Below are 14754 nucleotides of genomic sequence, written 5' to 3' on the forward strand. Positions count from 1 at the left end.
GCTCGCCGACCGCGACCGCGCGGCGGCGATGGGCGCGGCGGGCCGCGCCTGGGTGGGCGCCGAATGGCGGTGGGACGTGCTCGGCGAGAAGCTGCGGCGTCTGCTGGCCTGACGTGCCGACCGTCCGGCCCCGACCCCATGCAACCCCCTGGACGAGCCGGGACCGGCCATGTGTGAAGCTGTCCCCGTGAGCAGCATTCAGGTGGCCGATCAGGCCTTCATCGCCGCGGCGCCGAGGCGGATCGCGGCCGAGATCGCCCAGCCCCACCGCTGGCGTTCGTGGTGGCCCGACCTGGACCTCACGGTCCGAGAGGACCGAGCCGAGAAGGGCATCCGATGGTCGGTCGGCGGGGCGCTGACCGGCACGATGGAGGTCTGGCTCGAGCCGATGCTCGACGGCGCGATCGTGCACTACTTCCTGCACTGCGAACCGGCCGGGATGCCGCCGGAGAAGGCGGGGGGGTGGGATCTCGCCGCCATGAATCACCGGCGCCGCGTCGCCGGCAAGGTCATGACGTTCGACGTCAAGCGGCGGCTCGACGCCGGGCGCGCCGCCGGCGAACCTCCACAGGACCCCCGCCCCTGACCGACGGGGCCGTACCTGCAGGCGACGAGCCCGCACCGGAACTACTACGGTGTGATAGACAGCGGTTCCCGCGTGTGCCGATCCGGTAGGACGAGGGGACAGACGGAAAGGAAGCGTTCGTCGCATGGCCGAGAAGACCAAGCGGTCGATCACCATCGATGCTCCGTCGGATCGGGTGATGGCCGTGATCGCCGATTTCGACGCGTACCCGGCCTGGGTCTCGGCAGCGAAATCCGTGGAAGTGCTCGCCGTCGAGTCCGGAGGCCGCGCCGAACGGGTCCGGTTCGTGCTCGACGCAGGCGTGGTGCGCGACACGTACGAGCTGGTCTACGAGTGGGCTTCCGACGGCCGGTCGGTCAGCTGGGAGCTCGTCGCCGGGGAGATCCAGAAGGCCCAGTTCGGTTCCTACATCCTCACCGAAGCGCCGGAGGGCGGCACCACCGTGTACTACGAGCTGACGGTGGACCTGACCATCCCGATGATCGGACTGTTCAAACGGAAAGCCGAGAAGGTGATCACCGACACCGCGCTGAAGGAACTCAAGAAGCGGGTGGAAGGCTGAGCGGGCTCGCCGGGCGGCCCGGCCCCGCCGCCGTTCGGCTGTTCGTCGGCAAGGGGGGCGCCGGAAAGACGACCCTCGCCGCGGCGACCGCCCTCGCGGCAGCCCGCTCCGGAGTTCCCACCCTCGTCGTCTCGCTCGATCAGGCGCACTCGCTGACCGACGTGCTGGCCGTCGATCCGGCGTCGACCGGGTCCGTGGACGCCCGCATCGTGCCGGTCGCCGAGGGTCTCGACGCGCTGGAAATCGATTCGCTCGCGCTGCTCGAGCAGCGGTTTGCGCTCCTGACCGCGCTCGCCGCCGCGGGCGGTGCCCACGGGCACGGTGACCGGTTCGGGATCCCCGCGGCCGAGGAACTCACCGGCCTGCCCGGCGCGCAGGAGATCCTCGCCCTCGGGGAGGTGGCCCGCCTGGCCGAGTCGGGACGCTGGGGCGAGGTGATCGTCGATCTGCCCGCATCCGCGGACGCCTTCCGCATGCTCGCCGCGCCGGCAACGGCCTCGGAGTACATCGAGCGGATCTGGCCCCGGCACAGCCGCATCGTCGCGGCGACCGGGGCCGACCCGCGCCTCGCCCTGGTCGTGGCACTGGTCGACCGCGTCGTCGAACACGTCTCGACCGTGCAGGACCTGCTCGGCGACCGCACGCGCACCCGAGTCGACCTCGTCGCCACCGCCGACCGGCTCGGCATCGCCGAAACGCGACGACTCCGGTCCTGGACGGCCCTGTCCGGGCTACGGCTGGAACGCGTGATCCTCAACCGGATCGTCCCGGACCTCCCGGCAGAGGAGACCGGACCCGCCGCGGCCTGGCTCGCCGAACAGCGCGGCGGACAGCGCCGGATCGTGGCCGAGATCGCGTCGACCCTCGGCGACGTCACCGTGGTCGAGTGCGAGCAGCGGTGTGCCGAACCGGTAGGGTTGGCCTCTCTGGCGGCGCTCGCGGAGTCGCTGCATCCGGACGGAGCAGCACCGCTCACGCAGGAGGATGCCGGCCTCGAGCCGGTGCGGGTCCAGCATGAATCGGGGACAGGGGTGGATGCGGTGTACACGATGCGGATGCATCTGCCGCTGGCGGATGCGGCATCGCTGACGCTCGGCCGGGTCGACGACGACCTGGTGATCGGCGCCGACGGCCTGCGCCGCCGGGTGCGGCTCGCGTCCGGTCTGCGGCGCTGCACCGTCGCCGGCGCCGAGTTCGAAGGATCCGACCTGCTGGTGCGGTTCCGTCCCGATCCCGCGGTGTGGCCCCGATGAGCGCCGACCACGACGTCCTCGTCGCCGAACTGCGGGCGCTGGCCGATGCCGTCCTCGACCGGCTCGAGCAGACGGTGCAGCGATTCGCCGAGCCGGAGTCGTCCCCCCGGTCGCCGGCGCCCGGCTCGGTGTCGCCCGATTCGGTGTCGCCCGATGCGGGGACCGAGCCCGCTACCGACACGTCCGCCTCGACGGCGGGCGGTTGCAGCTGGTGCCCGCTGTGCGCCGTGGCCGCCGCCGTCCGGGGCGAGCCGCACGAGCTCCTCACCCGGCTCGCAACTCAGATCGCGGCCCTGATCGCGCTGCTGCGGGACCTGCTCGCCCGGTACCTTCCGGCCCGAGGACCCGCCCCCGACGCGCCCGGTCCGCAGGACCCGCCTCCGGCTCCCGGCCGCAACGGCACGTTCGTGCCGATCTCGGTCACGATCCGACGCTGATCGGACCCACGCCGTGAGCACGGATCGACTCACGATCGGAATCGACGTGGGCGGCACCAGCATCCGCGCGGCCGTCGTCGACGGTACCGGCACCGTCGTCGACACCGTGCGGGCGCCGACCCCGCACTCGGCCCGTGCCCTCGACGGCGCCCTCGACCGCACCGTCGCCCTCCTGGCGGGCCGCAACGAGGTCACCGCCGTCGGTCTCGCCGTCGCCGGGTTCCTCACCGCCGACCGTCGCGTCGTCCGCTACGCCCCGCACCTCCCGTGGGCGGATGTGCCCGTAGCGGAGCGGATGAGCGCGCGGATCGGCCTGCCGGTGGTTCTCGAGCACGACGCCAACGCCGCCGCGTGGGCCGAGTACCGGTTCGGTGCCGCCGCGGGTGTCCGGACGACCGTGCTGGTCGCCGTCGGCACCGGGATCGGCGCCGCCCTGCTGCTCGACGGTGTGCTGTTCCGGGGTGCGCACGGCATCGCCCCGGAACTCGGGCACCTGCAGGTGGTTCCCGACGGGCGCGCCTGCGCGTGCGGGAAGCGCGGCTGCTGGGAGCGGTACTGCAGTGGCACCGCGCTGGTCGACACGGCGATCGAGCTGCTCGCAGCAGGTCCGGACCGCTCCTCCCAGCTCACCCGCGACGTCGCGGCGGATCCCGGCGCGCTGACCGGACGACGGATCGCCGGAGCCGCGCAGGACGGCGACCCGCTCGCCGTCGCGGCGATGGGGGAATTCGCCCGCTGGCTCGGACTCGGCCTGGCCATGGTCGCCGACCTCTTCGACCCGGAACTGGTGGTGGTCGCCGGCGGAGTGTCGGAGTCGGCGTCCCTGTTCCTCGACGACGCCCGCGGACACTACGCGGCGGCCCTGACCGGCCGGGGCCACCGGCCGCTCGCGCGGGTCCGTGCCGCACACCTCGGCGACGCCGCCGGCCTGGTGGGCGCGGCCGACCTCGCCCGGCACCGGTCCGGACGAAACGGACCGAGCGAGTGAGATGCTCGTCACGTCCGTCGGTGTGAGGCGGGACCCCGGCATGCCACGGTGTGCACGGCAACACCTCGCCGTCGTAGAGTCGATCGGCAGGCACGGTCTGCCTGCGCGTTTCGGAGACGGGGAAGGACGCCATGTGGTATTGGCTATTCAAGTACGTCCTGCTGGGGCCGCTGCTGTGGCTCATGGGGCGGCCGAAAATCGAAGGTGCGGAGAACATTCCGACCGACGGCCCCGCGATCCTCGCCAGTAACCACAAAGCCGTCCTCGACTCCTTCTTCCTTCCGCTCGTGGTGCGGCGGCGCATCACCTTTCTCGCCAAGAGCGAGTACTTCACCGGCACCGGATTCAAGGGCCGGTTCCAACGCTGGTTCTTCTCCGCGGTCGGTCAGGTCCCGATCGACCGCACCGGGGCGGATGCGGCGCAGGACGCCCTCAACGCCGGTGTCCGCGTCCTCTCCCAGGGCAAGCTGCTCGGCATCTACCCGGAAGGCACCCGGTCGCCGGACGGGCGCCTGTACAAGGGCAAGACCGGCATCGCCCGGCTCGCCCTGCAGACCGGCGTCAAAGTGATCCCCGTGGCGATGATCGGCACCGACGAGATGAACCCCATCGGGTCGAAGATGTGGAAGCCGGCCAAGGTGACGGTCCGGATCGGTGAACCGATCGACTTCTCCCGCTTCGAAGGCATGAGCGGCAACCGATTCGTCGAGCGCACCGTCACCGACGAGGTGATGTACGCGCTGATGCGCCTGTCGGACCAGCAGTACGTCGACATCTACGCCGCCACCCTCAAGAACCGGCCCGCCGAGGAGGATGCGGCGTCCGCAGCCGCCGACGCGGACCGCCTGCCCGACACGCAGGCCGGCTGACGCCGGCGCCGGCGGCACCGTCCCGGCCGTGACCGGGCGCCGGCGGCACCGCCCCGACTGTGACCGGGCGCCGGCGGCACCGCCCCGGCCGTGGCCGGGCATAATGTGCGCACGTGCGTTACTTCTACGACTGCGAGTTCATCGAGGATGGTCGCACCATCGAGCTCGTGTCGATCGGTGTCGCCTGCGAGGACGGGCGCGAGTTCTATGCGGTGTCGACCGAATTCGATCCCGAGCGGGCGGGGCCGTGGGTACGCCGGAATGTGCTGCCGAAGCTTCCGCCCCCCGCGCACCCCGCCTGGAGGTCCCGGACCCGCATCCGCGACGACCTGCTGTCCTTCCTGATCCCCCGGCCGGGCATCCAGCCCGAACTGTGGGCCTGGCTCGGGGCCTACGATCACGTCGCGCTCGTCCAGCTCTGGGGCACGATGCCGGAACTGCCCGACGCGCTGCCCAAGTTCACCCGCGAGTTGCGCCAGCACTGGGAACAGCACGGCAGGCCGCCGCTTCCGGCCGTACCCGACGACAATCACGACGCCCTCGCCGACGCGCGTCACAACCTCGCCAAGTTCGAGGCCATCGAGGCTGCCCGACGACGCCGCTGAGGTCCCGAGCCGAGGTCGGCGCGGGGGGTGTGGCGTCGACCTACCCGGGGGTGCGTATCCGTCGTCGCGCCGGGGCCATATCCTGATGGTGTGAACTGGACTGTCGATGTGCCGATCGACCGCTTGCCGACCCTTCCGCCGCTCCCCGACGAGCTGCGCGAACGGCTGGACGCGGCCCTGGCCAAGCCCGCCCTGCAGCAGCCGAGCTGGCCCGAGGACCAGGCGTCGGCGATGCGCACCGTGCTCGAGAGCGTGCCACCGATCACCGTGGCCCGCGAGGTCGAGGAGCTGCAGAACCACCTCGCCGCGGTCGCGCGCGGCGAAGCCTTCCTGCTCCAGGGCGGCGACTGCGCCGAGACCTTCGCCGACAACACCGAGCCGCACATCAAGGCCAACATCCGCACGCTGCTGCAGATGGCCGTCGTGCTGACCTACGGCGCGTCGCTGCCGGTCGTGAAGGTCGCACGGATCGCCGGGCAGTACGCCAAACCGCGATCGTCGGACATCGATGCGCTCGGGCTGCAGTCGTACCGGGGCGACATGATCAACTCCCTCGTCGCGGACGCGGCCGTGCGCGCACACGATCCGTCCCGGCTCATCCGTGCCTACGCCAACGCCAGCGCCGCGATGAACCTGGTCCGGGCCATCACTGCCGCCGGCGAGGCGGACCTGCACCGGGTGCACGACTGGAACCGGGAGTTCGTCGCCTCGTCGCCGGCCGGTGCGCGGTACGAGGCCCTCGCCTCCGAGATCGACCGCGGCCTGCGTTTCATGGACGCGTGCGGCGTCGTCGACCCCAATCTGAAGGCCGCCACCATCTACGCCAGCCACGAGGCGCTGGTCCTCGACTACGAGCGGGCAATGCTGCGGCTCGACAACACCGACGGGCACCCGCGGCTGTACGACCTGTCCGCGCACTTCCTGTGGATCGGTGACCGTACCCGGCAGCTCGACGGCGCCCACATCGCCTTCGCCGAGCTACTCGCGAACCCGATCGGCCTGAAGATCGGTCCGAGCACCACGCCCGAGATGGCGGCTGAGTACGTCGAGCGGCTCGATCCCACCAACAAGCCGGGCCGGTTGACCCTCATCTCCCGGATGGGGCACGCGAAGGTGCGCGATCTGCTACCTGCGATCATCGCGAAGGTGCAGGCGACCGGACGTCAGGTCATCTGGCAGTGCGACCCGATGCACGGCAACACGCACGAGGCGTCCACGGGGTACAAGACCCGGCACTTCGACCGGATCGTCGACGAGGTGCAAGGCTTCTTCGAGGTGCACAACGCACTCGGCACGCACCCGGGCGGCATCCACATCGAACTCACCGGCGAGGACGTCACCGAGTGCCTCGGCGGCGCGCAGGACATCTCCGACATCGACCTGCACGGCCGCTACGAGACGGCGTGCGATCCCCGCCTGAACACGCAGCAGTCGCTGGAGCTGGCGTTCCTGGTCGCGGAGATGCTCCGCGGCTGACTCCGGCAGGGTCTCAGGGCAGGGCGGTGAGGGTCACCGTGCCGCCCGGCTCGACCCGGTCGCCCGCCCCCGGGCTCTGACCGATCACCACCGAGCGGTCGGAGCCCGCGAACTGGCGCACCTCGACGTCCAGACCGAGCCGGCCGAGTTCGTCGCGCGCCGCGGCGACCGTGCGGCCCAGCAGTGAGGGCACCTTCACGGCATTCGACACCAGCAGCGTGACGCTGCCGCCGGCGTTGACCCGGTTCCCGATCGCCGGATCGGTGCCGACGACTCGTCCCGCATCGACGTCCGCGTCGAACACCTCCCGCGACTCGCGCACCGTGAGTCCCACCGTGTCCAGGGCCCGCCGGGCCTCGTCGACGGTGCGGCCCGCGACGTCGGGCACATCCACCGGCGGTGACCCCTTGCTGACGATCACCGCGACTTCCGCCCCCACCGGAAGGACTGTGCCGGGTGCCGGGTCGAGCGCGGCGACCCCGCCCTCCTCGACGGCGGTGCTGTAGGCCGAGCCACCGTCCACCGGGACAAAGGTCCGGTTACGCAGTTCCTGTTCGATGACGTCGCGGTCGCCGTCACCGACGATCGTGGGCACGGTCGGCCGGCCCAGCGAGACGAGCAGCACGACCTCGTCGCCCCGGGCGACCCGGCTGCCGGCCTCCGGGTCGGTGCCGAGCACGGTGTCGACGGAGGCGTCGTCGGAGTACTCCCCCCGTACCTCGGGGGTCACGTCTGCGGCCTGCAGGGCCGCGAGCGCGGTGTCCCGATCGGCCCCGAGCACGCTCGGGACGGTGGTCATCCGCCCGGACCCGAGCCACCATCCGCCGAAGCCGACGGCCAGCGCCAGGACCAGGATCGCCAGTAGCCACAGCAGCGTCGTCCGCCGGTTCCGTCGGCGCTCGGCGGCGAAATCGGCCGGCTCGGCCCGGAGCCCCGAGGTCTCGGCACGCGGGTGTTGCTGGGTGACGACCTTGGTGTGCTGCGGACCGGCGGGGGAGAGCTGGGCGGCGAGACCCGGAGCCGCCGGAGGGGGCAACGGTCGCGACGGCGGTGCCGCTGCGCGCACGGCCACGGTCGGTGGCGCGGGAACCACCGTAGCCGTCGCCGGTTCCGCGGCGGCCGAACGATGCTGCGCGGACCGCTGCGGAGCGGGCACCCGGTAGCGGGGCAACGCCAGGGCATCGCAGACCTCGCTCAGCGCGGCGGCCATCGCCCCGGCATCCGGGAACCGCTCACCGGGCTCTCGTTCGGTGGCGTGCCGGACCAGCTCGTCGAACTGCTCCGGGACCCCGTCGATGAGGGCGCCGGGGTCCGGGACGTCCCGATCGACCCGCTGGTAGGCCACCGACAGCGACGTGTCGCCGGTGAACGGGGTGCGTCCGGTCAGCATCTCGAACAGCAGGATCCCGGTCGCGTACACGTCGCTGCGTGCGTCCGCGGTACCCGTGGTCACCTGTTCCGGCGACAGATATGCGGCGGTCCCCAGGATGACACTGCGCGACGTCGTCGTTGCCGCGGCGACCGCACGCACCAGGCCGAAATCGGCGATCTTCACCTCCCCGGCATCGGAGATCAGCACATTCTCCGGCTTGACGTCACGGTGCACCAGGCCGGCGCGGTGCGCCACGGCGAGCGCCCCCAGCACCGGCGCCGCGACGGCCGCCGCCGCGTGCGGGGGCATCGGGCCCCGCTCGCGCAGCAGTTCACGCAGCGTGCCGCCCTCGACCAGTTCCATCACCAGGAAGACGTGGTCCCCGTCCTGTCCCTGGTCGTACACCGCAACCAGACCCGGATGGGTCAACCGCGCCACCGAGCGCGCCTCGAACTCGAACCGCGCCAGGAACTGGGGATCGGCCGCGAACTGCGGATCCATGACCTTCACCGCCACCGGACGGTCGAGTCGCAGGTCCGTGCCTCGGTACACGATGGACATGCCGCCGCGGGCGATCGGTGCCTCGATGCGGTAGCGCCGTTCGAGCACCGTGCCGATCAGGCGGTCGCCTCCAGAGCTCACCCGGTGTACCCCCGTGTCCGTGCCGTCGTCTTGCTGCGTCAGGTGCGGCGTACGCGGGGAAGACCGCCGGGTTCGCCTCTGTCGATCGTAGCCAGCGCACCAACCGTCCGGTCGCCCGAGCGCGGCTCGCCGCGGTGACACCTGCGCGGCTCGCCGCGGTCACTCCTGCGCGGCTCGCCGCGGTCACTCCTGCGCGGCTCGCCGCGGTCACTCCTGCGCGGCTCGCCGCGGTCACTCCTGCGCGGCTCGCCGCGGTCACTCCTGCGCGGCTCGCCGCGGTCACTCCTGCGCGGCTCGCCGCGGTCACTCCTGCGCGGCTCGCCGCGGTCACTACCCGTACCGGCCGTTGACGGCCCGCCGCCGTGGACCCGATAACGTTGGCAGCGTGAGTGCTATCCCTTACAGCGAAGACGTCCTCGACCGCTCCGTACCCGTGCTCCAACTGGTCGACGTGGCGAAGCAGCTCGGTCTGGTGATCACCCGGGTCCACCAGCTGCTGCGTGACCGCCAACTCCTGGCGATCAAGCGGGACGGCGTGCTGGCGGTGCCTGCGGCATTCTTCGACGACGACGGTCAGATCCTCACGGGCATCCCCGGTCTCATCGCGGTGCTGCACGACGGAGGATTCCGGGACGACGAGATCCTGAACTGGATGTTCCGGGACGACGACACGCTCACGGGCGGCTCTCCGGCCGCGGCGATGCACACCCACGCGAGGCGGGAGGTCATGCGCCGGGCGCAGGCACTCGGCTTCTGACTCCGGGCGTTCAGCGCAGGCGGGCCAGCTGGGTCAGCGCAACCCGCGCACGGCGCCGGCCGGGGACCACGGCGCGCTCGTCCAGGACGCGGTAACCGCTGCGCTCGACCTCGTCGAGGATTCCGCCGTACAACGCGAAGGCGGTGCGGATGCCGGGCCGGATCCGGTCCGGCAGCAGCGCCAGACCGGGCTCGGCGCGCCGGTACTCCGCGCGCGTGAGCGCCACGAAGTGGGCCAGTGCCCGGCGCACCCGCGGATCCGGGGTCCCGCCGGTCCGCCGACCGTGCTCGAGCAGCGCGACATCGACCCCGAAGGCGGCCCACGTGTCGGCCGGCAGGTAGGTGCGTCCCCGGTCGAGGTCCTCGCCCACGTCCCGGATGAAGTTCGTGAGCTGGAAGGCTTCTCCGAGCGCCGCGGCGTAGGGTGCAGCCGCGTCGATGTCGGCCACCTCGAACACGGGCAGCAGCTGCAGCCCGATGACCGCCGCCGAACCGTACATGTACTCCCGCAGCTGCGGCATGTCGTCGTAGCGCGGGCGGAACTCGGGGGTGCCGGGAATGTCCATCCGCATCGACCGGACGAACGCCTCGAAGTACTCCAGAGGCAGGTCGTAACGCCGGATGGTCTCGGCCAGCGCCCCGACCACCAGACCGGTCGCGTCCGCCGGTCCGGGGTCGCCCGCGAGCGCGGCGTGCAGCCGGCGCTCCGTTTCGGTCACCTGCAGGGCAGCGGCGGCCGGGTCGTCGACGGCGGTCACGTCGACGATGTCGTCGACGAGACGAGCGAAGCCGTAGAGGGCGTGGACCGCCGACCGCCGCGGCCGGGGCAGGAGACGAGTGGCGAGATAGTACGTCCGGCCGTGTGTGGCCGCCAGTTCCTCGCAATAGCGGAATCCTGCGTCGGTCTCGGGCACGGTCACCTCGGATCCGGGCGGACGGTGGGGACGGGCGGTTCCCGTCGCGCGCGCAGCCGCAACGGGTCGACGGTACGCAGCGACGCGGTGGCGATCACCGAGGCGACCACAGCCAGGAGCACATGGGCGAGGTTGTACATGCCGATCGAGCCGTCGGGGTTGAAGATCAGCATCAGCCAGGTCGACAGGCCCACGAGCACCGCCAATGTGGTCGTCGACAGGGCGAAGCCCGCGGCCACCGCGAGCGGCCACGAGTAGTACCACGGCAGGGCGGCCGGCGAGAGCATCGTGATCGCGGTCAGCGTGATCACGATGCCGAGCACCGCATCGCGCTCGGTGCGCCGGAACCGCCACCACGTCACCACCATGATCACCAGCAACGCGACGGCGCAGAGCATGCGGGTGACATCCAGGATCGAGCCCAGCTGCCACGGCGTGAACCACGTGACCGCGTGCGCCATGATCGTCGGCAGCGACAGCCAGTTGATGATCTTCGACGAGCCGGACAAGGCCGTCAGCCAGCCGATGCCGACTCCTGCGAGCGCCGAGGCCGCCCCGAACACGGCCGCGAACACCAGCAACCCCGCGCCTGCGGTCTTCCCGAACAGCACGATCGGCGATGCCGGTTCGCGGCCCTGCGCCCGCGCCCGGTCCCGCTCGTGCAGAATCCAGATCCACACCAGGAAGGGCAGCGCGATTCCCGCCGATGCCTTGACCGCGGCGCCGACGGACACGAGGGCGATGCCGCCGACGTGTCGGCCCTCGAGTACGAGCACGATGCCGGCGATCATGAACCCGACCATCAGCATCTCGTTGTGCACACCGCCGATGAGGTGGATCAGGATCAGGGGGTTGAGCACCGCCAGCCACAGGGCGATGCGGGGGTTGCCGCCGAGCCGGCGTGCGAGCTTCGGCACGGCCCACGCGGTGAGCACCAGCCCCGGCAGCATCGTCAGCCGCAGCAACCAGGTACCGGTGACGACATCGTCGCCGGTCAGCGACGTGATGCCCGCGCCGAGCAGCAGATGCACCGGACCGTACGGGGTGGTGGTCGTCTTCCACACGTTGCTCACGTTGTCGAGCAGCACACCCGGGTTGACGACCGGACCGTCGAGGTACGGGTCGAAGCCGTCGCGCAGCATCGCCCCCTGGGCGAGGTAGGAGTAGGCGTCGCGGCTGAACATCGGCGGCGCCACCAACAGCGGCGCCACCCACATCGGCAGCACCGTCCACAGTTCGCGCAGGGTCACGTGCCCGGAGAGTGTGCTCCGGCCCAGCCGTACCCAGGCCGCGATCATCAGCAGGACGCCGGCCCAGATCAGGATCGTCGAGAGCAGCAGGCCGTGCCCGAACCGCAACCAGGACAGGTACAGCTCCTCGAGCAGCGGGTCCTGCCGCCGGACGCTGCCCGCCCCGAAGCCGCCGAACGTGACGAAGGCGGCGCCGAGGGCGCCCAGGAGGCCCGCATTGCCGGCCGGGCTCCGCAGGAAGTCGCCCGGTCCGCTCCGCGCGGGCCGCGAGGCGGCAGGCTGCTGTTCCGGCGGGCGCTGCTGTTCCGGGGGACGCTGCTGTTCCGGGGGACGCTGCGGTCCGGACGGATGCTGTGGAACAGCGTCGGAAGGGGCAGGGGACGACATGGTTGCGAGTTCCTCCCCCGGGAAGTCGTGGACGGTGCGGGGCCCGGGCGCGGCGCGGGCGGACAGGTGAACGAGGTGACAGTTTAGTTCAGCCGCCACCGTCCGCGGTCCACCACTCACCGCGAGGTGCGGACCCCGAGCCGCTCGGCCGCGAGCCGGCCCGACAGCACGACCGTCGGCACGCCGACCCCCGGCACGGTCCCGGAGCCCGCGAGCACGACGTTGGGATGGCGCGGATCCAGGTTCCGCCGCCGGAACGGGCCGGTCTGCCGGAAGACGTGCGCCCCGGAGAACGGGCTGCCTTCCAGCATGCCCCGGGCCTGCCAGGTGGCCGGGGTGTCGATGTGGTCGATGCGGAACTCGTCGGCGACGCCGTCGTATCCGCGCCGGCCGAGGACGGTCAGCAGTTCGGCGGCGTACGGGTCGGCCAGAGCGGACCAGTCGTACGGGGCGCTGTCCAGGTTGGGGCACGGCGCGAGCACCGACAACGGCTCGTGCCGGACGCCGTCGCGGACGAAGCCCTGACCCGGGTCGCTCAACGCCGGCCGGGTGATCAGCAGCGACGGGTCGCTCATGAGCCGGCCGCGGCCGCGTCCCGCGCTGATCTCGGCGAACGTCTCCTCCCACGACGCCCCGAAGTCGATGGTGTGGTGGTGGGTCGCGGGCCAACGCGCGGCAACGGCGGACGGCACGCTCCCGTGCAGCACCACGGCCGACGGTGACGCGAGCACGCGGCGCCGCCGACGTGGCGGCAGCAGCCTGTCCACGACCGGCAGGTCCGGGCTCAGCACCACGGCATCGCACAGCACGCGTTCCCCCGAGGCGGTGCGCACGGCGGTAGCCGTGCGGCCGTCGAAGTCGAGACCCGTGACCTCGGTGCCGAGGCGCAGGTCCCCGCCGGCAGCGACGATCGCGTCGGCCATCGCGCGGGCCAGCACCCGCATGCCACCCTCCACCGCATACACGCCGAGGGAGGTGTCCATGTGGGCGATGGCGCCGTACACCGCCAGGGCCCGGGCGGGTGCGACGCCCGCGTACAGCGCCTGGAAAGTGAACACGCGGCGCAACCGCGGGTCGGTGATCCGGCGGTTCACCTGGGCCCCGAGCCGGCCGAACCCTCCCAGCCGGAGCAGCGTCGCCAGGTCCCGCACCGCCGCGGGGGAGGCGACCAGGTCGAGGGGGGAGTCGAAGTTCCCGGCCATGAACCGGTCGAACTCGGCGTCGAAGATCTCCGCGAGCCAGGAGCGCAGCCGAAGGTAGCGCCGCGCCTCCTCGGCCCCGCACACCCGGGTGATCTCGGCGACCATCGCGTCCGGATCGGTGTGCACGTCGAGGGTCGTGCCGTCGGCGAACCGGGCGTGGTACGCCGGGGCGAGCCGGCGCAGCCGTACCGCCGGGGTGACGGACTCGAAGTCGGCGCCGACCGCCGCCAAGGCGTCGGCGATGAGTTCCGGCATGGTGAGCACGGTGGCGCCGTTGTCGATCTCGTAACCGGGTCCGGTGTGCACCCCCACCCGGCCGCCGACGGTCGCCTCGCGTTCGAGGACGGTCACCTTGCGGCCGGCGCCGAGCAGGTACAGCGCCGTCGAGAGCCCGGCCAGGCCGGCCCCGACGACGACCACGCGCTCGGCGCCCGTCACGGTGCGCATCAGGCGGCCCGCCGCGTCGCGTCGAGCGCCGCCGCCCGCAGGCGGGCCTTGCCCTCGTCCGTCGCGCCCGAGCCGTCGAGCGTCGCCAGCGCGGCGTCGGTGAGCGCGGCGATGCGCCGCTCCACCCGGTCTACGGCTCCGAGCTCGGTGATGACCGTCCGCAACCTCTCGACGTCCGCGTCGGACAGGTCCGAACCGATACTCTCGCGCAGCAGCCGGGCGGCCTCGGGATCCCGGGCGTCGGCGGATTCCAGGGCCAGCGCGTACAACACCGTCCGCTTGCCCGACCGCAGGTCGTCACCGGACGGCTTGCCCGTGACCTCCGGATCCCCGAACACGCCGAGCAGGTCGTCGCGAAGCTGGAAGGCGAGCCCGATATCGGTGCCGAACTCCCGGTAGGCGGTGATCAGCGCGTCGTCGGCGCCGGCGAGCGCGGCGCCGAGATGCAAGGGCCGCTCGATCGTGTACGCGGCGGTCTTGAACCGGTTGACACGCATCGCAGCGGGCACGGACTCGTCGGCGGACACCTCGCCCGCGATGTCGAGGAACTGCCCGCCGAGGACCTCGGTGCGCATCGCCGACCACACCGGTGCGATCCGCGCGGTCGTGGCCGAATCCAATCCGGCCTCCCGGACCATGTCGTCGGCCCAGGCCAGAGCGAGGTCACCGAGGAGGATGGCCACGGCGGTACCGAACTGCTCGGGCCGGCCCCGCCAGCCCGATGCGCGGTGCTGCTCGGCGAATTCGACGTGCACGGTCGGGAAGCCACGGCGGGTGGTGGACGCATCGATGATGTCGTCGTGGACCAGGGCGCAGGCCTGTACCAGTTCGAGTGCCGAACAGGCCCGCAGCACGGCGGGTGCGTCGAGACCGGACGGATCGCCGCCGGCGCCGATCCAGCCGTTCCACGCGAACGCCGGACGCACCCGCTTGCCGCCGCGCAGCACGAAGGACTCGAGTGCCGTCACGGCCTCGGGATAGCCGCCGCCGATCGGCTCCCCGCGGGCG

General features: G+C 72.0%; 15 protein-coding genes. 10 read left to right on the forward strand and 5 right to left on the reverse strand.

What is annotated here, in order from left to right; translation table 11 throughout:
• The first annotated feature begins 187 nt into the window (after nucleotides 1-187).
• The 8 genes from OEY_RS0113345 to OEY_RS0113380 all read left to right on the forward strand — a co-directional run bounded on the left by OEY_RS0113345 (nucleotide 188) and on the right by OEY_RS0113380 (nucleotide 6776).
• The gene (locus OEY_RS0113345; RefSeq protein ID WP_010594358.1) at nucleotides 188-586 is read left to right on the forward strand and encodes a hypothetical protein; all 399 of its coding nucleotides are present in this window, start codon (nucleotides 188-190) and stop codon (nucleotides 584-586) included.
• Nucleotides 587-710: 124 nt separating this feature from the next.
• Nucleotides 711-1148, forward strand: a complete 438-nt coding sequence (locus OEY_RS0113350) for an SRPBCC family protein (protein ID WP_010594359.1) — start codon at nucleotides 711-713, stop codon at nucleotides 1146-1148.
• Nucleotides 1145-2401, forward strand: coding sequence for an ArsA family ATPase (locus OEY_RS0113355; RefSeq protein WP_051009380.1), 1257 nt, complete (start codon nucleotides 1145-1147; stop codon nucleotides 2399-2401). The genes OEY_RS0113350 and OEY_RS0113355 overlap by 4 nt, the downstream gene beginning before the upstream one ends.
• The gene (locus OEY_RS0113360; RefSeq protein ID WP_010594361.1) at nucleotides 2398-2838 is read left to right on the forward strand and encodes a hypothetical protein; all 441 of its coding nucleotides are present in this window, start codon (nucleotides 2398-2400) and stop codon (nucleotides 2836-2838) included. The genes OEY_RS0113355 and OEY_RS0113360 overlap by 4 nt, the downstream gene beginning before the upstream one ends.
• A 13-nt stretch (nucleotides 2839-2851) precedes the next feature.
• The gene (locus OEY_RS0113365; RefSeq protein ID WP_010594362.1) at nucleotides 2852-3826 is read left to right on the forward strand and encodes an ROK family protein; all 975 of its coding nucleotides are present in this window, start codon (nucleotides 2852-2854) and stop codon (nucleotides 3824-3826) included.
• Between the two features lie 131 nt (nucleotides 3827-3957).
• Nucleotides 3958-4695, forward strand: a complete 738-nt coding sequence (locus OEY_RS0113370; RefSeq protein WP_010594363.1) for a lysophospholipid acyltransferase family protein — start codon at nucleotides 3958-3960, stop codon at nucleotides 4693-4695.
• 113 nt (nucleotides 4696-4808) lie between these two features.
• Nucleotides 4809-5300: a polyadenylate-specific 3'-exoribonuclease AS gene (locus OEY_RS0113375; RefSeq protein WP_010594364.1), complete on the forward strand. Its 492-nt coding sequence runs from the start codon at nucleotides 4809-4811 to the stop codon at nucleotides 5298-5300.
• A 90-nt stretch (nucleotides 5301-5390) separates the two neighbouring features.
• A complete protein-coding gene (locus tag OEY_RS0113380) occupies nucleotides 5391-6776 on the forward strand; it encodes a class II 3-deoxy-7-phosphoheptulonate synthase (protein WP_010594365.1) in 1386 nt (461 codons plus the stop codon).
• Nucleotides 6777-6789: 13 nt separating this feature from the next.
• On the opposite strand, the gene pknB is transcribed toward OEY_RS0113380, so the two are convergent.
• A complete protein-coding gene (gene pknB / locus OEY_RS0113385) occupies nucleotides 6790-8790 on the reverse strand; it encodes a Stk1 family PASTA domain-containing Ser/Thr kinase (protein WP_017681751.1) in 2001 nt (666 codons plus the stop codon).
• A gap of 134 nt (nucleotides 8791-8924) precedes the next feature.
• Between pknB and OEY_RS30495 the strand changes: the two genes are divergently transcribed.
• The gene (locus tag OEY_RS30495; protein ID WP_157180001.1) at nucleotides 8925-9140 is read left to right on the forward strand and encodes a hypothetical protein; all 216 of its coding nucleotides are present in this window, start codon (nucleotides 8925-8927) and stop codon (nucleotides 9138-9140) included.
• 35 nt (nucleotides 9141-9175) lie between these two features.
• Nucleotides 9176-9547: an Rv2175c family DNA-binding protein gene (locus tag OEY_RS0113390; protein WP_026138005.1), complete on the forward strand. Its 372-nt coding sequence runs from the start codon at nucleotides 9176-9178 to the stop codon at nucleotides 9545-9547.
• 10 nt (nucleotides 9548-9557) lie between these two features.
• On the opposite strand, the gene OEY_RS0113395 is transcribed toward OEY_RS0113390, so the two are convergent.
• From OEY_RS0113395 to OEY_RS0113410, 4 genes are all read right to left on the reverse strand, one after another.
• Nucleotides 9558-10466 (reverse strand): phytoene/squalene synthase family protein, encoded by a 909-nt coding sequence (locus OEY_RS0113395; RefSeq protein WP_010594368.1) that lies wholly within the window; start codon nucleotides 10464-10466, stop codon nucleotides 9558-9560.
• The gene (locus OEY_RS0113400) at nucleotides 10463-12097 is read right to left on the reverse strand and encodes an alpha-(1->6)-mannopyranosyltransferase A (RefSeq protein ID WP_010594369.1); all 1635 of its coding nucleotides are present in this window, start codon (nucleotides 12095-12097) and stop codon (nucleotides 10463-10465) included. Before OEY_RS0113400 ends, OEY_RS0113395 begins: the two co-directional genes overlap by 4 nt.
• Before the next feature lie 116 nt (nucleotides 12098-12213).
• Nucleotides 12214-13746, reverse strand: a complete 1533-nt coding sequence (gene crtI / locus OEY_RS0113405; RefSeq protein ID WP_010594370.1) for a phytoene desaturase family protein — start codon at nucleotides 13744-13746, stop codon at nucleotides 12214-12216.
• On the reverse strand, nucleotides 13746-14738 hold the full coding sequence (locus OEY_RS0113410) for a polyprenyl synthetase family protein (protein WP_083846992.1): 993 nt from the start codon (nucleotides 14736-14738) through the stop codon (nucleotides 13746-13748). Before OEY_RS0113410 ends, crtI begins: the two co-directional genes overlap by 1 nt.
• Between the last annotated feature and the right edge of the window lie 16 nt (nucleotides 14739-14754).

Source organism: Rhodococcus sp. P14, assembly GCF_000256505.1.
Lineage (GTDB): Bacteria > Actinomycetota > Actinomycetes > Mycobacteriales > Mycobacteriaceae > Rhodococcus > Rhodococcus ruber.